This window comes from Stenotrophomonas sp. 1278, assembly GCF_029892765.1.
GTDB lineage: Bacteria > Pseudomonadota > Gammaproteobacteria > Xanthomonadales > Xanthomonadaceae > Stenotrophomonas > Stenotrophomonas indicatrix.
The window spans coordinates 37,262-56,901 of sequence record NZ_JARXWD010000006.1 but is presented as its reverse complement, the minus strand read 5'-3'; the positions used below and the strand labels follow the sequence as shown (position 1 = coordinate 56,901).

Here is a 19,640-nt window from a genome sequence, read left to right as displayed (position 1 = left end):
GGCGCCGGTCCACACCCGGTGTGGAGAACTGTCGTCATGCCGGCTTGCGCGTTACCCTTGTCGTCCCTGACTCCATCGCGGTGGACGGCGACCCCGCCCCACCCCAAGCAATGAAAAGCATCGAGCATCGAGACTTCACCCTGTCGCCGGAAGACAACGCGCAGCTGGCCAACCTGTGCGGCCCGTTCGACGGCCACCTTCGCCAGATCGAACTGAAGCTTGGCGTGGAAATCGCCAACCGCGGCTTCGTGTTCCGCATCAGCGGCCCGGCCGAGGCCAGCGCCGAGGCGCAGAAACTGATCGAGGCGCTGTACGAAGAAGCCGCAGAGACCACCTTCGACAACCACGCCATTCACCTGCGGCTGAACGCGGCCAACATCGAACAGATCGCCGACCGCTCCTACGAAGCGCAGGACGTGGCGATCAAGGTCAAGCGCGGAACCGTGCGCGGCCGGGGTTCCAACCAGAGCCGCTACCTGCACCAGATCGTCAGCCACGACATCAACTTCGGCATCGGCCCGGCCGGTACCGGCAAGACCTTCCTGGCCGTGGCCAGCGCGGTGGAAGCACTGAACGAATCGCGCGTACAGCGCCTGATCCTGGTGCGTCCGGCGGTCGAGGCCGGCGAGAAGCTGGGCTTCCTGCCGGGCGACCTGAGCCAGAAGGTCGACCCGTACCTGCGCCCACTGTACGACGCCCTGTATGAAATGCTGGGCGTGGAAAAGGTGCTCAAGCTGCTGGAAAAGAACGTCATCGAGATCGCGCCGCTTGCCTACATGCGCGGCCGCACGCTCAACGATGCGTTCGTGATCCTGGACGAAGCGCAGAACACCACCATCGAACAGATGAAGATGTTCCTGACCCGCCTGGGCTTCGGTTCCACCGCCGTGGTCACCGGCGACCTGACCCAGACCGACCTGCCCAAGCACGTGAAGTCAGGCCTGCGCGATGCGATCGACGTGCTGCGCGACGTGGAGGGCGTCAGCTTCACCTTCTTCGAAGCCCGCGACGTGGTCCGCCACCCGCTGGTGGCGCGCATCGTCAGTGCCTACGACCGCCGCGACCTGCATGAGATCCAACCTGGAGCGACTCCATGACCCGTGGTCCCGTACGACTGGATGTCGCCGTCAACTACGCCCTGCCCCGTGCCGGGCTGCCCTCGGCCGTCAGCTTCCGCAAGTGGGTGGCGGCTGCGCTGAAGGGCCGCATCCGCGAGGCCGACCTGGCCATCCGCGTGGTCGACAGCAAGGAAGGGCAGTCGTTGAACCGGCACTACCGGGGCAAGGACTACGCCACCAACGTGCTGAGCTTCCCGGCCGACGTGCCGGAGGGCCTGCCCAAGGGCGTGAAGTTCCCGCTGCTGGGCGACCTGGTGATCTGCGCACCGGTGGTGGCGCGTGAAGCCGAGGAGCAGGGCAAAGTGCTCAACGCCCACTACGCGCACCTGACCGTGCACGGCGTGCTGCACCTGCTTGGCTGGGACCACGAGGACGACAAGGAAGCCGAGGCGATGGAACAGCTGGAGCGCGAAATCCTGGCCGAGCTCGGCATCGACGACCCGTACGCGGGCGAGCGCTGAGCCGGGGACAGCGCTATCCTGCGCCTGCAACCTTCCCGGAGACATGGATGATGATGGGCGACATGGGGCCGCTGCTGGCCGGAAGTGCAATCTTCTCCCTGCTGCTGGTCGTGACCGCCAACGTGGTGCGCCGCGTCAGCGCCAACCACCCCGACGGCCGGCACTGGCTGCTGGGCACGCTGGCCCTGTTGTCGCCCACCAGCCTGCTGGCAGGCGTAGCCGTGGGCGTGGTCGGGCCGTACCTGCTCAGCGGCAATGGGCCGGTGAGCAGTACGTCGGCGATCTGGATGACCGCGATGGTGCTGATCCTGATCGGCGCGCTCTCCGCACCGGTGAGCTGGCGCGTGGTCCTGCAGCAGCGCCTCGGGCGCGCAAGCGGCAGCCAGCCGTTCTTTTACGCAACGCGTGCGCAGCTGTGGGCGCTGTTCCTGCTCGCAGTGGTGTACATGAGCACCATCCACCTGGCGAGCACGAACCTGCCGGACTGGCTGCTGGAACCGGGTGCACTGCCGGTTGCGGTCCGCGCAGTGATGCAACTGGTCCACGTGGCACTGCTCTCGGCGATGCTGACCCTGCCGGCGATGGCGTTGCGCACTGTGGCCAATCGTTCGGTACGACGTGTGCGGGCGCTGCTGCACTGGACACCGCAGGGCTGACACCGCCCTTTGCAACGGGTGATGCCGCCTCGGGAGCACCAATGACCTTGATGTCCGCACTATTGCTCTCCACCCTGCTGCAGTCCGGGGCAGGCCTGATGCCCGATCCTGACCGGCCCTCACCGTTTCCCGCCAGCGACAGTGAGGCCGACATCAGTGCCAAGGTCGCCGAGCTGCGCGCTTTTTTCGGCAGCAGCGAGCAGGACACCCGCAACACCGTCGCCACCGCCCAGCAACGGGCGCTGATCGAGCGCCTGGAAGCCAGGCACGCGGCGCGGCTGGCGGGTATCTGGGTGGACAACGATCCGGGCTGGCACGTCGTGGTGCGACTGACCGGTGATGAACCGGTAGCAGATGAGGTACATGGCGGCGCAGATGGCCCGCAATACGTGCACTTCCGCACCGGCGCTGCGCTGACGGAGGCGGAGATGCAGCGCCGCCTGGGCAGCCATCGCGATTGGCTGATGCAGCAGTTTCCGGACACCTTGGGCTTCCACCTGGATGTCCGTACCGGCGAGCTGAACCTGATGCTGAAAGACACCGCGACCCACCGCGCAACCGCGGCCGCCAGCCTCGATCACCTGCAGCTGATGCTGGGGTTCCCGGTCAGAATCCAATGGCTGCCACCCGACACGCACTCGTTCCCGCCCTGAACAGCCCGGTCGCTGGACGTCGCGGCGGCCGTTACCATGGTCCAGCTTTCTCCATCGCGGACCTTCTGCCTGTGCTGCTGCGTACTGCCCTGCTCCTGCTGCTCGTTGCCTCCACCGCTTCCGCCGCGCCGCTGGACCTGCCTGCGCTGATCGAATGCCGCCAGGGCGTGGCCGAGCACGCCGCGCTGGCACCGCTGCTGGCCGATCCGCTGAAGGCCGTGGCGCATGGCCTGCAGCCGCTGCCGCAGGGCAACCAGTTCATGAGCGAGTACCGCCTGGCCAGCCCGATCACCGTGTTCGGCCAGCAGACCGAGCGTGTGGCCGTGGCCGGCGCCAGCATCATGGCCGTGCTCGACCAGGCCGATCCGCGGCCGCTGGCCAAGCAGCTGGCCCTGGAGATCGGCTACGACCAGGACGGCAAGTTCATGGCCGGGCGCGAGCTGGTCAGCCGCGATGTGGCCGACCCGAAGACCGGGGAGGCGCAGATCGAGTCGATCATCCTCAGCGTATCCACCGTCGCCAGCCACCCCGGCAGGACCCTGGCCGGCTGCACCTACAGCCTGGACCTGCCGGCCGAGGACGAGGGCCCGGCCGCCACCGCCCCAGCGGCCGACGGTCACTGACAGGCCCCCACATCCTGCTAGACTGGAGTCATCGCCCGGCCTGCCGGGTGCCTTTTTTCCAGAGATGTCAGAAGACGACAGTAGTAGCTCCTTCGTGGAGCACAGTGAAAAGAAGCGCGGCTGGCTTGAACGCCTGACGTCTGCTTTTTCCGGCGAACCCCACACCCGCGACGAGCTGGTCGCTGTCCTGCACACCGCGCAGGAAGAAGGGTTGATCGCCGCAGATACCCTGAAGATGATGGAAGGTGCCATTTCGGTGGCCGAGCTGACCGTGGGCGACGTGATGATCTCGCGTTCGCAGATGGTCTCGCTGCCGGTGGAGGCGCCCTTCCTGGAGCTGATGAAGCAGGTGGTCGAGTCCGGCCATTCGCGCTTCCCGGTGCATGGCGAGAACAAGGACGACATCCTCGGCGTGTTGCTGGCCAAGGACCTGCTGCGCGGCGTGGTTGCCGACAACGGTCCGGGCAACGTGCGTGAGCTGCTGCGCCCGGCGGTGCTGATTCCGGAAGCGAAGAAGCTCAACGTGCTGCTGAAGGAATTCCGCCTGTCGCGCAACCACATGGCGATCGTGGTGGACGAGTACGGCGGTGTCGCCGGCCTGGTCACCATCGAGGACGTGCTGGAGCAGATCGTCGGCGAGATCGACGACGAACACGACGAGGCCGAGGACTTCTCGGCGCAGATCGCCATCCAGGCCGATGGCCAGTACGTGGTGGATGCGCTCACGCCGATCGGCGATTTCAACGAACGCTTCGGTGCCACCTTCTCCGATGAGGACTACGACACCATCGGTGGCCTGGTGACCGAAGCGGTGGGCCATCTGCCGGAAGTCGGTGACGAACTGGCGCTGGACCGCTTCATGTTCCGCGTAGCCCGCGCCGATGCGCGCCGGGTCCAGGCCTTCCATGTAACGGTGCTGGCACCGGACGCGCAGGACGACGCTTGAAGCACCGTGGCCTGATCCTGACGGTGTGGCTGGCACTGTGCGTGCTGGCCACGACCCTGCCACTGACCGCGTTCGCGCAGGCGGCGCCACCGGCCGTATCGACGGCCAGTGATGCCCCTGCCCCGCGCGTTGGTGTGGTCACCATGCAGCCCGGCACCGTGTTCTTCGAGCGCTTCGGCCACGATGCCATCGTCGTGCTGGACCCGGTGAGCGGCGAGGCGATCTCGTACAACTTCGGCTACTTCGATCCGTCCGAACAGGATTTCATCGGCCGCTTCGTGCGTGGCGACATGATGTACTACCTGGTGGCGCTGCCACTGCAGCAGGACCTGTCGTACTACGACGAGACCGGCCGCGGTGCCAGCGTGCAGTGGCTGGATATCACCCCTGACCAGGCGCGCTCGCTGGCCGCCGACCTGGCCGAACGGGCCAAGCCGGAAAACGCGCGCTACCACTACGATTACTACACCGCCAACTGCGCGACGATGGTGCGCGACACGCTGGACAAGGCGCTGGGCGGCGGCCTGCACTCGCAGCTTTCGGGCCGTTCGCGTGGCAACACCTATCGCAGCGAGTCGGTACGGCTGGCGTCCCCGGCCCCGTGGATGTGGCTGGGCTTCGATATCGGCCTGGGCCCGTTTGCCGACCAGCCGCTGTCGCGCTGGCAGGAAGCCTTCGTGCCGATGCGCCTGGCCGATGCCCTGCGGCAGGCCCGCAACAGCGACGGCCGCCCGCTCGTGCAGTCCGAGCAGGAACTGCTGCCGCACCGCATCGATCCCGAACCGAAGGAATTCGCGCGCCACTGGTGGCCGTGGCTGCTGTGTGGCCTGGTGATTGCGGTGGGCGTGCTGGCGCTGCGCAGGCGTACGCGCCTGCTGGCCGGCCTGGCCTTGCCGCTGTGGCTGCTGTGCACCATCGCCGGTGGCCTGCTGGTGTTCCTGTGGGGCTTCAGCACGCACTACGCTGCCTGGGCCAACCGCAACCTGCTGCTGCTGTCGCCGCTGTGCATGCTGCTGTTGCCGGGGGCGATCAGCCTGCTGCGGCGGCGCGTGCCCGGCCGCATGTTCAGGATCGTGCTGTGGCTGGTGGCGGTGCAGGCCGTGGCTGCCCTGGTGCTGCACTGGCTGAGCCTGCAGGCGCAGTACAACGTGCAGTGGATCGTGCTGCTGCTGCCGGTCCACGCGGCGCTGGCCTGGGTGCTGGGGCGCCGTCCTCACTTGTCGGAAACGCAGCACTGACGCACGATGGCGGGCATGTCATTACCCGCCCCACTGCCCGCCCCTGCTGCCGCCTCCGCCGCAGCCAATCCCACCTGCGTCATCAACTGCGTCCACTACGATGACGACGGCAAACGCCACGACATCAGCCTGGATGCCATCAGCGATGTCATCGCCAGCAACAATGGTTTCGTCTGGGTCGGCCTGTACGATCCGAACGAAGATGTACTGCTGAAGCTGCAGGAAGAATTCTGCCTGCACGACCTGGCCGTCGAAGATGCGCGCAACGCGCACCAGCGCCCCAAGGTGGAGGCCTACGGCAACTCGTTGTTCGTGGTGGTGACCACCGCGCAGATGGTCGACGAGCGCATCCAGTACGGCGAGACCCACGCCTTCCTCGGCCCACGGTTCCTGGTGACCGTTCGCCATGGCGCCTCGCTCTCGTACGCACCGGTGCGCGCGCGCGTGGAGCGCGAACCACAGCTGCTGAAAATGGGCCCCTCGTACTGCCTGTACGCCGTGGCCGACTTCGTGGTCGACAATTACCTGCCCATCACCAACCGCTTCCGCGACACCCTGGAACTGCTGGAGAAGGACATCTTCGCCGACAGCTACAAACGCAGCACGGTGGTGCGCCTGTATGAGCTCAAGCGCGAGTTGAACAAGATGCGGATGGCGGTGGCGCCACTGCAGGATGTACTGGCACAGCTGCGCCGCTACCAGGGCGAGCTGTTCCCGGACGAAGTGAAGCTGTATATCCGCGACGTGCACGACCATGCGGTACGCATCAGCGATGTCATCGATACGCTGCGCGAGATGCTGGGCACGGCCCTGAGCGTGAACCTGTCACTGGTGACGCTGGCCCAGGGTGAGACGGTGAAGCGGCTGGGTGCCTGGGCCGCGCTGCTGGCCGCACCGACGCTGATCACCAGCTGGTATGGCATGAATTTCAGCCACATGCCGGAATTGAACCAGCCGTGGGCCTACCCGCTGATGATCGTCGCTGTCGGTGGCATCTGCGTTGGCCTGTACCGGCTGTTCAAGCGGGTGAAGTGGTTGTAGGGCGTATCGACCAACGGTCGATACCCACCGAACCGGTAGGCCACCAACCGTCGATACCCACCGGACCGGTAGGCCACGACGGTCGACACCTAGCGTACCTGTCGTGGCGCATTGGGTGAACATCAAGCCACGTAGATGGTCTTGATGTTCATGAACTCATGGATGCCGTGGTCGGCCAGTTCACGGCCGAAACCTGACTCCTTGCTGCCGCCGAACGGCAACCGCGCATCGCTTTTGACGATGGCGTTGACGAAGGCCGCGCCGCATTCCATGCGCTGGGCGAAGGACTCGCCACGCACCGGGTCACGCGTCCACACGCTGCCGCCGAGGCCGAAGCGGGTGTCGTTGGCCACGCGCAGCGCTTCGGCTTCATCCTTGACCCGGATGACCGCGGCGACCGGCCCGAACAGTTCTTCGTCATAGGCCGGCATGCCCGGCCCCACCTGGTCGAGCACGCTGGCCGGGTAGCCCGCATGCGAACCGGCGATCGGTTCGCCGCCGATCAGCACCCGCGCGCCTTTGGCGACGCTGGCCTGCACCTGCTTGTGCAGTTCGTCGCGCAGGTCGGCACGGGCCATCGGCGCCAGCGTGGTGGCGCGCTCGTTCGGGTCGCCGTACTGACGCTCGCCCGCGGCCTCGACGAAGCGCCGGGTGAATTCATCGCCCACCGCTTCAACCACGATGAAGCGCTTGGCGGCAATGCAGGTCTGGCCACTGTTGTCGAAGCGCGACTTCACCGCGGCGGCAACCGCCTTGTCCAGGTCGGCATCATCGAGCACCACGAAGGCGTCGCTGCCGCCCAGCTCCATCACCGACTTCTTCAACTGGCTGCCAGCGTTGGACGCGATGGAGCGCCCTGCCCGCTCGCTGCCGGTCAGGGTGACTGCCTTCACCCGTGCATCGCGCAGTACGTCGGCAGCCTGGTCGTTGTCGATGTGCAGCACGTCGAACACACCGTCCGGCAGGCCGCCATCGCGGCACACCGCCAGGATCAGGTCGGCGCACTGCGGCACGTTGCTGGCATGCTTGAGCAGCGCCACGTTGCCGGCCATGAACGCCGGGGCCAGGAAGCGGAACACCTGCCAGATCGGGAAATTCCACGGCATCACCGCGAACACGCAGCCGATCGGTTCATAGCGCACGTAGCTGCGCTGGGCCTCGGTGTCGATCAGCTGCGGCTTCAGATAGTCGGCGGCATGGTCGGCATAGAACTCACAGGTGGTCGCGCACTTTTCCACTTCGGCCAGGGCCTCGGCCTTCAGCTTGCCCATCTCGCTGGTCATGGCCTGCTGCAGGTCATCGCCGCGCGCACGCAGCTGGCCGGCAATCTGCTTGAGGATCGCCCCGCGATCCTGCAGCGAGCGCTCGGCCCAGCGTGGGAACGCCTCGGCTGCGGCCTGCAGGCGCTGCTCGATGGCAGCGGCATCCATCAGCTCATGGCGGTAGGTCACCTGGCCGGTGGCCGGGTTGATGATCTCGACGGTCATGGGGGGTCTCCATCAGGTAGACCCCCATTGTGCGCCGGCCGCCGTGAGCCGGATGTTGCCGGCTCAGCCGTTGTCCTGGCGGGCCAGCTGCAGGTCGCGCTGGCGTCGCTTCTCCGCACGCGCATTGATGTACCAGCCGATCACCGCAGCAATGGACACTGCAGACACCAGCAGCGTGGCCAGCGCATTGATCTTCGGGCTGATGCCCATGCGAACCGAGGCGAACACCTTCATCGGCAGCGTAGTCGAGCCCGGCGTGGCAACGAAGCTGGCCACCACCACGTCATCCAGCGACAGGGTGAACGCCAGCAGCCAACCGGCCACCAGCGCCGGGGCGATGATCGGCAGGGTGATGCGGGTGAACACGGTCAGCCGGCTCGCGCCGAGATCCATCGCCGCTTCTTCCAGCGACAGGTCCATCTCCTGCAGGCGCGAGGACACCACCACGGTGACGAAGCACAGGGTGAAGGTGACGTGGGCGATCCAGATGGTGGCCAGGCCACGCGCCGGGAAGCCCGGTATCGCGCCCATCGAGGCCAGCAGCGCCATCAGCGAGAAGCCGAGGATCACGTCCGGCATCACCAGCGGCGCGGTCACCAGCGCACCGAAGAACGGCTTGCCGCGGAAACGCTTGAAGCGGGTCATCACCATCGCCGCCAGCGTGCCGAGCACGGTGGCGGTACAGGCGGTCCAGAACGCGACCACCAGGCTGGTCCACATCGCATCCATCAGCGCGCGGTCGGCAAACAGGTCGCTGTAGGCACGGGTGGAGAACCCGGCCCAGACCATGGCCAACCGCGAGCTGTTGAACGAATAGAACATCAACAACAGGATCGGCAGGTACAGGAAGGCGAAGCCGAGCAGCAGCACGCCCAGCCCGAGGCCCTTTGCGCTACGCGGGCTCATGCCTGCTTCCCTTCCAGCAGGCGCTGCTGGGATCGGTTGAACAGCAGGATCGGTACCAGCAGCAACAGGATCATCGCCGCCGCCATCGCCGAGGCGCCCGGCCAGTTGCGGTTGTTGAAGAACTCGTTCCACAGCTGGCGACCGACCATCAGGGTTTCCGAGCCACCCAGCATTTCCGGGATCACGAATTCGCCGATCGCCGGAATCATCACCAGCATGCAGCCGGCGATGATGCCCGCCTTCGACAGCGGCAGGGTGATGCGCAGGAACGCCTGCCACGGCTTGGCGCCGAGGTCGTAGGCTGCTTCCAGCAGACGGTGGTCATGCTTGACCAGGTTGGCGTACAGCGGCAGCACCATGAACGGCAGATAGCAGTACACGATGCCGATGTAGGCCGCGGTCGGGGTGTCGATCAGCTGCAGTTTCGGCAGGCCCATCGAGGTCATCAGCGACTGCAGGCCGGTGTACTGCAGGAACTGGTCGAGCAGGCCGTTGCGGTCCAGGATCGCTTTCCATGCATAGACGCGGATCAGGAACGAGGTCCAGGACGGCAGCACCACCAGCATCATCGCCACGTTGCGCGCGGCCGGCGACAGGCGGGCGATGGCATAGGCCATCGGATAGCCGATCAGCAGGGTAAGGAAGGTCGAGATCGCGGCGATCTTGATCGAGCTCAGGAACGCCTGCGCATAGATCGAATCACGGAACAGCGCCAGGTAGTTCTCGAGGTTGAGCTTGAGCGAGAGCCCGCCATCGACGTACTGCAGCAGCCAGGTGTACGGCGGCGAGCCGACCCGGCTGTGCGAGAAACTGATCATCAGCACGATCAGGAACGGCACCGCGAAGAACAGCAGCAGCCACAGGTACGGAATGCCGATCACCGTGGCACGCAGCCCCGGCAGCCAGCGCTTGAGGCCGGCGGCGCTCATGAAGTCAGCACCACGCCGTCGTTGTCGCGCCAGTGCACCCACACCTGGTCGCCCCAGGTCAGGCCATCGCTGGCCCAGCGCTGCGAGTTGGCGAAGTTGGCCAGCACCTTGGCGCCGCTGGGCAGGCGCACGTGGTAGACCGAATGGCTGCCGAAGTAGGCAATGTCCTCGATCACGCCCTGCGCCTTGTTGGTGTGCCCTTCCGGCTCGTCCTTGCCGATCATCACCTTCTCCGGGCGCAGCGCGAACGCCACCGGCTGCCCTTCATAGCAGGTGATGCCATGGGCGATGTAGACCGGCGCCGGGAACAGCGGCGAACGCACGGTCACGTATTCGGGCAGGTCCTCGTCGATCACCCCGTCGAACAGGTTGACCGAGCCGATGAACTCGGCGACGAAGCGGTTGGCCGGCTGCTCGTAGACCTCATCGGGCTTGCCGACCTGCTGGATCCAGCCGGCGTCCATCACCGCGATGCGGGTGGCCATGGTCATCGCCTCTTCCTGATCGTGGGTGACCATCACGCAGGTCACGCCCGACGACTCGATGATGCTGACCAGCTCCAGCTGCATCTGCGAGCGCAGCTTCTTGTCCAGCGCGCCCATCGGTTCGTCCAGCAGCAGCAGCTTGGGCCCCTTGGCCAGCGACCGCGCCAGCGCCACGCGCTGCTGCTGGCCGCCGGACAGCTGGTGCGGCTTGCGCTTGCCAAGATGGCCCATCTGCACCAGGTCGAGCATCTCGCCCACGCGCTTGGCGATGGTCTCGCGGCCGAGTCCGTCCTGCTTCAGGCCGAAGGCGATGTTCTGCTCCACGGTCATGTGCGGGAACAGCGCATAGGACTGGAACATCATGTTGACCGGCCGCTGGTACGGCGGCAGCGCATCCATCCGCTGGCCATCGACGGTGATGCTGCCCTTGGTGGGTGTCTCGAAGCCGCCCAGGCAGCGCAGCAGGGTCGACTTGCCGCTGCCGGAGCCACCGAGCAGCGCGAATATCTCGCCCTTGCGGACGTCCAGGTTGACGTCGTCGACGGCGACGAAGCCATCGAATTCCTTGCGCAGATCACGAATGGAGAGATAGCCGGGCACACCGCTCGCTTCGACGACGGCGGCTTCCGGCTGGGCTTCAACGGGCATGGGGGCTCCGGGAGCGGGCGGTGGACAGCGGCCGCCATTCTACCGGCCGGGGGCCGATGGGGATATGACGACGGCGGGCGGGAAGGCGCCGCTGGCCGTCTTGGAGTACCGGACCGGTGTCGGGTTTGGCCCGCAAATGGCGCACTCCAGGCGCAACACGCGCCCCCCCTGCGTGGCCGTTGCCTGGTGTTTCCGCCTTGGCCTGCGGGTGCCGCGCCGAATCTGCAACGTTTTTCAGAACCGGGAGCCTTGATCGCCCGCCACTACCCCGTCGCAATCCCCAGGATCGAGGCCGACCATGGACGAACACGCGTGACATCCGCAGACACTTCTGTCTTCGCCCCACCCGCCCCCCAGCCCTCGTCAGCCGATCGGCTGGAGGTGGCCATCATCGGCGCCGGCCAGGCCGGGCTGTCACTCAGCGCGGTCCTGCAGGAGGCCGGCATCCAGCATCGCGTACTGGAGGCGGATACCGTGGGCGCCAGCTGGCGGCGGCGCTGGGATTCCTTCCAGACCAACACCGCCAACGCGACGATGGCCCTGCATGGCCACGCCTATGCGGGCGACGACCCGGAGGGCTTCATGGCCGCACCGGAAGTGATCCAGCGGCTTCGCGACTACGCCAGCGAAAGGTCACTGCCGATCCACGAAGGCTGCGCGGTCCTGCGTGTCACGCCCAAGGCGGGCGGCTACGCCATCGAATCCAGCCGCGGGCCGATCCAGGCCGCTGCGGTGGTGGTGGCCACCGGCGAATACGGCCGTCCCCGGATGCCCCGCGTTCCCTTTGCGCCCGGGCCGGCGCTGGCGGTACTGCACTCCAGCAACTACCGCAATTCCCAGCAGCTTCCCGACGGCGCGGTGCTGGTCATCGGCGGCGGCCAGTCCGGCGCGCAGATCGCCCAGGATCTCCGCGCCAGCGGCCGCAACGTGTATTGGTCGCTGGCCGAGCGCCATTCGCATACGCGCCGGCTGCGCGGCAAGGATTCGATGACCTGGTGGGACATGGCCGGACGCATCCACCAGCATGTGAGTGAATCGGCCGGGGTACTCGCCGGGGAGCCGGACGCGCTGCGCAAGGCCCGGACCGCAGAGTTCCCGCTGATTTCCGGCAAGGGACGCGCAGGCCTGGGCAGCTCGATCAGCCTGCTGGCGATGCACCGCGAGGGCATCACGCTGCTGGGCCGCCTGCAGGGCTTCGACGCGGACATTGCCCGCTTCGCCGATGTCCGCCCACAGCTGCGCACCGCGGTCGAGTCGACGCGGTCCGAGTACGCCTATCTCGATTCACTGGCAAGCGGGTACTACGCCACGCGGCCCGAACCGCGCACCGATGATGCCCGCTACATTCCCGAAGAGGTGTACCTGCACTGGGAGCCGGACGCCTCGCCGCGCGAGCTGGATCTGAACGCTGCCGGCATCCGCTCGGTTGTCCTCGCTACGGGCTTCGTCGCCGAATGGCCGTGGCTGCATGTGGACGGCGTGCTGGACGAACACGGGTACCCGCTCGGCGAGTTCGGTGTCTCCCCGCAGCCTGGCCTGTTCTTCATCGGCATGCACAACCTGCAGCGGATGAGCTCATCATTCCTGTGCAACGGCGGTCGCGATGCGCGCGACCTGTTGCCCGCCATCCTGCGGCACCTTGGCCGGGCCGGTGGTGCAGCTTCCGGGAAGGGCTGAGGCCATCCGCCGGGCATGGCCCGGCGCTACCACTTTCTTCCAGCGGGCAGGACCGCTTACCTGCCGGTCTTCACCTCGGTCCACAGCCGGGTGTAGAGCTTGTCGGTCTCCGGCGTGTTGATCGAATAGGTGAACATCTTCGCGGCCACGTCGGCCGGCGGGTAGATGGTCGGGTCGGTGCGGATCGCCTCGTCCACCAGCGGGGTCGCGGTCGGCACCGGGTTGCCGTAGTGGATGAAGTTGGTGTTGGCCGCGGCCACCTTCGGTTCCAGCAGATAGTTGATGAACGCGTAAGCCGCTTCCGGATGCTTGGCATCCTTCGGGATGGCCAGCATGTCGAACCACTGCGGCGCGCCTTCCTTCGGGATCGAATAGGCCACGTGCACGCCATTGCTGGCCTCGGCAGCACGGTCGCGGGCCTGGATGATGTCACCCGACCAGCCCACCACCAGGCAGGTGCCGCCGTTGGCGAGCGAGCCCACGTACTGCGAGGAGTGGAAGTTCTGCACGTACGGGCGGATCGACTTCAGCAGGTCCGCCGCCTTCTGCAGATCGGCCGGATCGCCGCTGTGCGGGTCCAGGCCCAGGTAGTGCAGCGCGATCGGAATCATGTCCGCCGGCGTGTCCAGGATGGTCACGCCGCAGTCCTTCATCTTGCTGATGTTTTCCGGCTTGAACACCAGGTCCCAGCTGTTGGCGATGTCGGTGCTGCCACCGAAGCGCTCCTTCAGCATGTCCACGTTGTAGCCGATGCCGGTGGTGCCGATCATGTACGGCACACCGTACTGGTTGCCCGGATCCTGGGTGGCGATGCGCTTCATCACCGCCGGGTCGAGGTTGGCCAGGTTCGGGATCTTCGACTTGTCCAGCGGCAGGAACACGCCGGCCTGGATCTGCCGGCCGAAGAAGTTCAGCGTCGGCACCACCACGTCGTAGCCGCTGTTGCCGGCCAGCAGCTTGGTCTCGACCATCTCGTCACTGTCGAACACATCGTAGGTGACCTTGATCCCGCTCTGCTTCTCGAAGTTGGGGATGGTGTCTTCGGCGATGTAGTCGCTGTAGTTGTAGACGTTCAGGACCTGGCTGTCCTGTCCGCCGCCGTTGCCGCCGCCACAGGCGGAGAGCATGGCGGAGGCCAGGCCGAGCGTGAGGATACGCAGCTTCATCGGGTGCTCCAGAATGCAGAAAGGGGGGCCGGCCGGGCCGGCGACGGGTGCCAGCCTACCCCCCGGCGAGGGATTTTTCTATTCGCGGCCTTCACACGTTCAGCAGCAGGAACTCGCGCTCCCACGAACTGATCACGCGGAAGAAGGTCTCGTATTCCTTGCGCTTGACCGAGGTGTAGGCGCGGCAGAAGCGCTCGCCGAGCAGCGCCTGCAGCTCGCTGCACTGCTCCAGCCCGTCCAGCGCTTCACCCAGCGAACGCGGCAGGTCGTAGCCCAGTTCCTTGGCGCTGCCGGTCACCGGCGCATCCGGCGCCAGGCGCTCACGGATGCCGAGCAGCCCGCAGGCCAGGGTCGCGGCCATCGCCAGGTAAGGGTTGGCATCGGAGCCGGCAAAGCGGCTTTCCACCCGCATGTTCTCCGGCGTATCCAGCGGCACCCGCAGGCCGCAGGTGCGGTTGTCGAAGCCCCAGTGCACGTTGCTAGGCGAGACCTCACCGAACACCAGGCGCCGGTAGGAATTCACGTTCGGCGCGAAGAACGCCATGGCCATCGGCACATATTTCTGCAGGCCCGCCAGGTAATGGGCGAACAGCGGACTGAAATCCTCACCACCGTGCTCGCCGGTGAACACGTTCTGGCCATCGCTGATGCGCAGCAGGCTCTGGTGGATGTGCATCGCACTGCCCGGCTCGTTCTCCATCGGCTTGGCCAGGAAGGTCGCGTACACCCCATGGCGCATCGCCGATTCGCGCATGGTGCGCTTGAACAGGAACACCTGGTCTGCCAGATCCATCGCATTGGCGTGGGTGAAGTTGACCTCCAGCTGCGCCGCGCCGGATTCGTGGATCAGCGTATCCACGTCCAGCTTCATCGCGTCGCAGTAGTCGTACATCAGGTCGAGGATCGGATCGAACTCGTTGACCGCGTCGATCGAGTACGACTGCCGTGCCGTTTCCGGGCGGCCGGAGCGGCCCGCCGGTGGCAGCAGCGGAAAATCCGGATCGGTGTTCTTCTGCACCAGGAAGAATTCCAGCTCGGGCGCGACCACCGGCCGCAGGCCGAGCTCGGTGTATGCATCCAGCACCCGGCGCAGCACGTTGCGTGGCGCCAGCTCATGCGGTTCGCCGTTCTTGGTGTAGCAGTCATGGATGACCTGCGCGGTCGGGTCGGTCGCCCACGGCACCATGCGCACGGTGTCCGGGTCGGGGCGCAGGATCATGTCCGAGTCCGACGGCGAGGTCAGGTCGTAGTAATCGTCCGGAAATTCACCGGTGACCGTGGTCGCGAAGATGCCTTCGGGCAGGCGCGTGCCGTAATCGTGCGAGAACTTGTCGGCCGGGATGATCTTGCCGCGCGCATTGCCGGTGATGTCCGGAACCAGGCATTCGACCTCGGTGATGCGCCGCTCCTTCAGCCAGCGCAGCAGGCTGCTTTCCTGCGGGGGCGGAGGCGTGGCCGTCTTGCGCGGGCGCGTTCGGGAACTCATGGGGATTCCAGTCGATTCTGTTGGTGCTGCCGGCAAGCTTGGCCGAACGCACGGAAAATAGCGTGATAGAACGGCGTCTGCATGACACGCCACTCCGGGTGCCACTGTACGCCGAGCACGAATCGATGGCGCGGGCTGCGGGCTGCTTCGACCAGGCCATCATCGGCCCAGGCCTCGATCTGCAGGCCTTCGGCGACCTGTGCGATGCCCTGCCCGTGCACTGAATTGACCTGCACCCGATCGGCGGCACACCACTGCGCCAGCCACCCCCCATCGGCCAGGGTGATCGCGTGGGCCGGCCCATACTGCACCTCCACCGGCGCCTGTGGATCTTCGCGATGGTCTGCCAGGCCAGGCACCGCATGCACCTGCGGATGCAGCGTGCCACCGAGCGCCACATTCAATTCCTGGAATCCGCGGCAGATCGCCAGCACGGGTAGATCCATCGCCAGCGCCTCGCGCAGCAGCGCGAACGCAGTGGCGTCGCGCGCCGGGTCATGCCGGTTGCCGTTCCAGGTGCGCCCCCCTTCGTAATGCTGCGGCTCGATGTTGCTGACCGCGCCGGTCAGCAGCAGGCCATCCAGGCCCTGCAGCCAATCGCGCGCCGGCAGCGGCGGCTGCACACTCGGCAGCACCAGCGGTGTTGCCTGCGCAGCGTCAACCAACGCACGCACATATTTTTCCCCGGCCACCGCGAAACGATGATGGCCGAGCACGGTGCTGTCGGTGGGCAGGCCCACCCAGGGCAGGCGGCGCATGGGGAAACTCCTTGGCGTGGCATCAAGGTACGCGCCCGGCATCGGCATCGGCAAGCCGCTGCCCTCACACCACGGGCGCCCGGCTTGGGCCAAACTATCGGCGTGAAGCCCGACCGTCCTCCTCCGCTCCGACGCCCTTTCCCGCTTCTGCGAGGCCGCCGGTGAGCGCCGCCTTCCCGCCCAGCTGGTACGCCAGCAGCCTGCCCGAACCGCCCGCATTGCCGCCGTTGCGCGGTGAACTGCATGCCGATGTGGCGATACTGGGCGCCGGCTATACCGGCCTCACCGCCGCACTGGAACTGGCCCTGCGCGGCCAGCGGGTGGTGGTGCTGGAAGCGCAGCGGATCGGCTGGGGAGCCTCGGGCCGCAATGGTGGCCAGGCGCTGGTCGGCTACGGCTGCGAAGTGGACGAGCTGGAACGCCAGCTCGTCCACGAGGATGCGCGCCGCCTGTTCGACTGGTCGCGCGAGGCGGTAAAGGCGATGCGTGCGCGCATCGACCGGCATGGCATCGATTGCCATTGGGTGGAGGGCCACGCCAGCGTTGCCATCCGCGCACGCCACGAGCGCGACCTGCGCGCCAACTGCGAACACCTGCAGCGACATTACGATTACCCGATGCAGTGGTGGGAGCGCGATACCCTGCGTGGGCAACTGGACAGTCCGCGCTACCGCGCGGCGATGTTCGACCCGCTCAGCGCCCACCTGCATCCGCTGGCCTACGCCCGCGGGCTGGCCGATGCCGCGCGCGCAGCCGGGGTGGTCATCCACGAACAATCGCCGGTGACGCGCATTCAACGCGGCGCACATGCGGTGCTGCATACCGACCACGGCAGCGTGCGCGCGCCGCAGCTGGTGGTGGCCGGCAACGCCCTGCTGCAGGGGCTGGTGCCTGAGCTCGAGCGGCGCATCATGCCGGTCGGTACGTATATCGGCGCCAGCGCACCGCTGGGGGCCGAGCGCGCCCGTGCCCTGATCGGCAACAACATGGCGGTCTCCGATACGGCCTGGGCGCTGGACTATTTCCGGCTCAGCCATGACCACCGCCTGCTGTTTGGTGGCCGCGCCAGCTATTCCGCGCTGCCGCCGCCGGGCCTGCACCGGGTGATGCAGCGGCGCATGCACGAGGTGTTCCCGCAACTGGCCGACATCCCGCTGCAGCAGGTCTGGGGCGGTTATGTGGACATCACCCGCAACCGTGCCCCGCACTGGGGCCGGCTGGATGGGAATGTGTACTTCGCGCAGGGCTTCTCCGGCCACGGCGTGGCAGCGGCCGGGCTGGCCGGTGAAGTGATCGCCGAAGCCATCGTTGGCCAGAGCGAGCGGCTGGACGTGTTCCAGCGCCTGCGCCATGCCCCCTTCCCCGGCGGACGCCTGCTGCGCATGCCGCTGCTGGTGGCGGCCATGTCCTGGTACAAGCTGCGGGATGCGTTGTGGTGAGCTGATCAGGAAGCGAGCTGAATCTACCGCCCGCCGAAAACTGTGAAACTCGTCGCCGCCGGTATTCCTGTGATGACTTTCTCACTTGCCGGGCCGAGCGCTGAGGCGATTGCATAATCGAACGCGTGTCGATACCGTCGCTAAGAACCGGGTCCCGCGGCGAATGGATGCTGACAGGGAACGTACTGTGAAGGGGTAGTGCGATTGAACTGGTGGAATGAAGGCCTGCAGCTGAAGTTGCGCATCCATCCGGCAGGACTTGCCTTGGCTGTGCTGTACGCGATTGCCTGCTGGGCCACACGGCAGCTCTCGCTTGATCAGTTCTATCTTCCCGCCGGCGTACGCGTTGCTGCGGTACTGCTCTGCCCACCTCGGCTTTGGCCTTATCTCCTGCTGGGCGAGTATGCCTACTTCGCGCAGATGCGCGTGCCGATGATCGATCGGTACGGATTGACGTGGGTCATTCTTGGCTCGGCATTCCAGATGCCGGTCGTCATGACGATCGTCCATCTTCACCGCAACGTGATCTCGGCAGTAAAGAATGCCTGGCTCATATCGGTTGCCGCATTCGCCGCAATATCCGTCACGCTGATCAACCTGCTTCTTGCAAATTTCCTCTGGCCGACACCACCCGATTTCCCCCTATTGACCGGCATCGTCCGCCTGGTGGTGGGTGACTTCATCGGCATCCTGACGTTCGCGCCACTTGTGCTGCTCTGGTCTCGAGGGAAGGCCGAAGTACAGGTACGGAAGCGTGACGTCGCGCAGATGGCGGGGGCCCTCGCACTGATGGTCGTGCTCGGCCTGTCAGCTGCGGATGTGCCAGCTGATGCAGTGACGACGAAAGTGTCTCTGCAACTTCTCATGGCACTTCCTGCGGTCCTTCTGACATGCGTGTATGGATGGCGGGGCGCCGCCATCGGCGTGCCGACCCTGAACATGATCATCGGTCTGACCACACCCGCCACTCACCCGGAGTCGTTCGACCCTGCGTCATTCGCTACCCAGCAGATCATGGCCGTCACCGGCGCAGCGCTGCTCATACTTGGCTCCCGGATCACCCACTACTATCGGCGTTATCGACTCAGGGAGATCGGGGAGAGAAATGCCATAAGACTCGCGCGGAGCTCACATGTCGCCAGTGAGCTTGACCTTCGCGAACGTGCGTTGCATCTAAGGAGGCTGGGTGATGGCATTGATCACGCGCTTGACGAGGTGATCAACTGGCTTTCCGCTCAGGGCCATCTTTCGATTGCGGAGAGTCTTGTGCATGTGGCGTCGATCCATTCGCGCCAGCTGCGCGAGCAGACAAGCATGATCTATCCGACGGCTCTGGAGCACCTCGGGCTTTATGTTGCATTGAGGGCAGGAGGCGTCCGCGAAGCGTGGGAGAAGACGGCCCGTGTCGCCAATCCGGCGCTGCTTGGCGACCCCTGCCAACTCAGCGTCGGCCTGCAACTAGCCGCCTACCGCACGGTGATCGACGCGGTGTCATTGCTGATCCAGGGTGAAGCAGGGCAGATCCACGTGCGGGCACGCTGCGGACGTATCGGTTCGCATCGTGGAATCCTGATGACGGTTTCCTTGCTGGATCAACAGCGACACCTCTCCGACGCAACTGTCGCCGCAGCCATGGAACGTTTGGCCGGGAGAACGCTGGCCTACGGGGGCGCACTGAAATGCACCCGGAATCGCATCATGCTGGCAATGAAGGAAACGGGCACGGCCGCCCCTCTGGAAGTTTTCACGTCAAATGGAAGAAACAGCATTTCGGGATTCGAAGCGGATGCCTCACGCGCGAAGGCGTGATTGACAGGCCCCGCCGGCTTCTGATTCCGGAGCATGCATGTACCGCCACCGGTGTTGAGGCGAAAACGTGCAAGCGGCTTCAGCCGCCTGCACGTCCAGCATCTTGAAGCCGAG

General features: G+C 66.1%; 18 protein-coding genes. 11 read left to right on the top strand and 7 right to left on the bottom strand.

The annotated features are described in order from the left end of the window. The first annotated feature begins 110 nt into the window (after nucleotides 1–110). The 8 genes from M2299_RS07960 (at nucleotide 111) to M2299_RS07925 (ending at nucleotide 6,736) form a co-directional block, all read left to right on the top strand. Complete coding sequence (locus tag M2299_RS07960) at nucleotides 111–1,097, top strand: PhoH family protein (protein ID WP_025875300.1); 987 nt, start codon at nucleotides 111–113, stop codon at nucleotides 1,095–1,097. Continuing rightward, the gene (ybeY, locus tag M2299_RS07955; RefSeq protein ID WP_033830754.1) at nucleotides 1,094–1,579 is read left to right on the top strand and encodes an rRNA maturation RNase YbeY; all 486 of its coding nucleotides are present in this window, start codon (nucleotides 1,094–1,096) and stop codon (nucleotides 1,577–1,579) included. The genes M2299_RS07960 and ybeY overlap by 4 nt, the downstream gene beginning before the upstream one ends. 47 nt (nucleotides 1,580–1,626) lie before the next feature. Further along, on the top strand, nucleotides 1,627–2,235 hold the full coding sequence (locus M2299_RS07950) for a hypothetical protein (protein WP_280884165.1): 609 nt from the start codon (nucleotides 1,627–1,629) through the stop codon (nucleotides 2,233–2,235). Between the two features lie 50 nt (nucleotides 2,236–2,285). Beyond that, nucleotides 2,286–2,888: a hypothetical protein gene (locus tag M2299_RS07945; RefSeq protein ID WP_223482202.1), complete on the top strand. Its 603-nt coding sequence runs from the start codon at nucleotides 2,286–2,288 to the stop codon at nucleotides 2,886–2,888. A 74-nt stretch (nucleotides 2,889–2,962) separates the two neighbouring features. Continuing rightward, complete coding sequence (locus tag M2299_RS07940) at nucleotides 2,963–3,511, top strand: hypothetical protein (protein ID WP_280884212.1); 549 nt, start codon at nucleotides 2,963–2,965, stop codon at nucleotides 3,509–3,511. A 64-nt stretch (nucleotides 3,512–3,575) separates the two neighbouring features. After that, nucleotides 3,576–4,457: a transporter associated domain-containing protein gene (locus tag M2299_RS07935; protein ID WP_032975685.1), complete on the top strand. Its 882-nt coding sequence runs from the start codon at nucleotides 3,576–3,578 to the stop codon at nucleotides 4,455–4,457. Beyond that, a complete protein-coding gene (locus tag M2299_RS07930) occupies nucleotides 4,454–5,695 on the top strand; it encodes a DUF4105 domain-containing protein (protein ID WP_280884164.1) in 1,242 nt (413 codons plus the stop codon). Before M2299_RS07935 ends, M2299_RS07930 begins: the two co-directional genes overlap by 4 nt. A 6-nt stretch (nucleotides 5,696–5,701) precedes the next feature. After that, nucleotides 5,702–6,736, top strand: coding sequence for a magnesium and cobalt transport protein CorA (locus M2299_RS07925; protein ID WP_051501564.1), 1,035 nt, complete (start codon nucleotides 5,702–5,704; stop codon nucleotides 6,734–6,736). A gap of 122 nt (nucleotides 6,737–6,858) precedes the next feature. Here the strand turns inward: M2299_RS07925 and M2299_RS07920 are convergent, their stop codons facing one another. From M2299_RS07920 to potA, 4 genes are all read right to left on the bottom strand, one after another. Next, entirely contained in the window at nucleotides 6,859–8,223 is a 1,365-nt protein-coding gene (locus M2299_RS07920) for an NAD-dependent succinate-semialdehyde dehydrogenase (RefSeq protein WP_280884163.1), read from the bottom strand. A gap of 63 nt (nucleotides 8,224–8,286) precedes the next feature. Then, a complete protein-coding gene (locus tag M2299_RS07915; RefSeq protein WP_025875316.1) occupies nucleotides 8,287–9,129 on the bottom strand; it encodes an ABC transporter permease subunit in 843 nt (280 codons plus the stop codon). Next, a complete protein-coding gene (locus M2299_RS07910) occupies nucleotides 9,126–10,058 on the bottom strand; it encodes an ABC transporter permease subunit (protein WP_032975682.1) in 933 nt (310 codons plus the stop codon). Before M2299_RS07910 ends, M2299_RS07915 begins: the two co-directional genes overlap by 4 nt. Continuing rightward, complete coding sequence (gene potA, locus M2299_RS07905) at nucleotides 10,055–11,191, bottom strand: polyamine ABC transporter ATP-binding protein (RefSeq protein ID WP_099783465.1); 1,137 nt, start codon at nucleotides 11,189–11,191, stop codon at nucleotides 10,055–10,057. The genes M2299_RS07910 and potA overlap by 4 nt, the downstream gene beginning before the upstream one ends. Before the next feature lie 276 nt (nucleotides 11,192–11,467). On the opposite strand from potA, the gene M2299_RS07900 reads away from it, so the two are divergent. After that, entirely contained in the window at nucleotides 11,468–12,868 is a 1,401-nt protein-coding gene (locus M2299_RS07900) for an NAD(P)/FAD-dependent oxidoreductase (protein ID WP_100436592.1), read from the top strand. 56 nt (nucleotides 12,869–12,924) lie between these two features. On the opposite strand, the gene M2299_RS07895 is transcribed toward M2299_RS07900, so the two are convergent. The 3 genes from M2299_RS07895 to M2299_RS07885 all read right to left on the bottom strand — a co-directional run bounded on the left by M2299_RS07895 (nucleotide 12,925) and on the right by M2299_RS07885 (nucleotide 16,278). Continuing rightward, nucleotides 12,925–14,034 (bottom strand): polyamine ABC transporter substrate-binding protein, encoded by a 1,110-nt coding sequence (locus M2299_RS07895; RefSeq protein ID WP_032975677.1) that lies wholly within the window; start codon nucleotides 14,032–14,034, stop codon nucleotides 12,925–12,927. A 91-nt stretch (nucleotides 14,035–14,125) separates the two neighbouring features. After that, the gene (locus tag M2299_RS07890) at nucleotides 14,126–15,520 is read right to left on the bottom strand and encodes a glutamine synthetase family protein (RefSeq protein WP_025875326.1); all 1,395 of its coding nucleotides are present in this window, start codon (nucleotides 15,518–15,520) and stop codon (nucleotides 14,126–14,128) included. Beyond that, entirely contained in the window at nucleotides 15,517–16,278 is a 762-nt protein-coding gene (locus M2299_RS07885; protein WP_280884162.1) for a gamma-glutamyl-gamma-aminobutyrate hydrolase family protein, read from the bottom strand. The genes M2299_RS07890 and M2299_RS07885 overlap by 4 nt, the downstream gene beginning before the upstream one ends. Nucleotides 16,279–16,478: 200 nt before the next feature. Here M2299_RS07885 and M2299_RS07880 point away from each other — a divergent pair, with 200 nt between their 5' ends. Together M2299_RS07880 and M2299_RS07875 are read left to right on the top strand one after the other, a co-directional pair. Further along, nucleotides 16,479–17,717, top strand: a complete 1,239-nt coding sequence (locus M2299_RS07880) for an FAD-binding oxidoreductase (RefSeq protein WP_280884211.1) — start codon at nucleotides 16,479–16,481, stop codon at nucleotides 17,715–17,717. 198 nt (nucleotides 17,718–17,915) lie between these two features. Further along, nucleotides 17,916–19,526, top strand: a complete 1,611-nt coding sequence (locus tag M2299_RS07875; RefSeq protein ID WP_099842215.1) for an MASE1 domain-containing protein — start codon at nucleotides 17,916–17,918, stop codon at nucleotides 19,524–19,526. The last annotated feature ends 114 nt before the right edge of the window (nucleotides 19,527–19,640 follow it).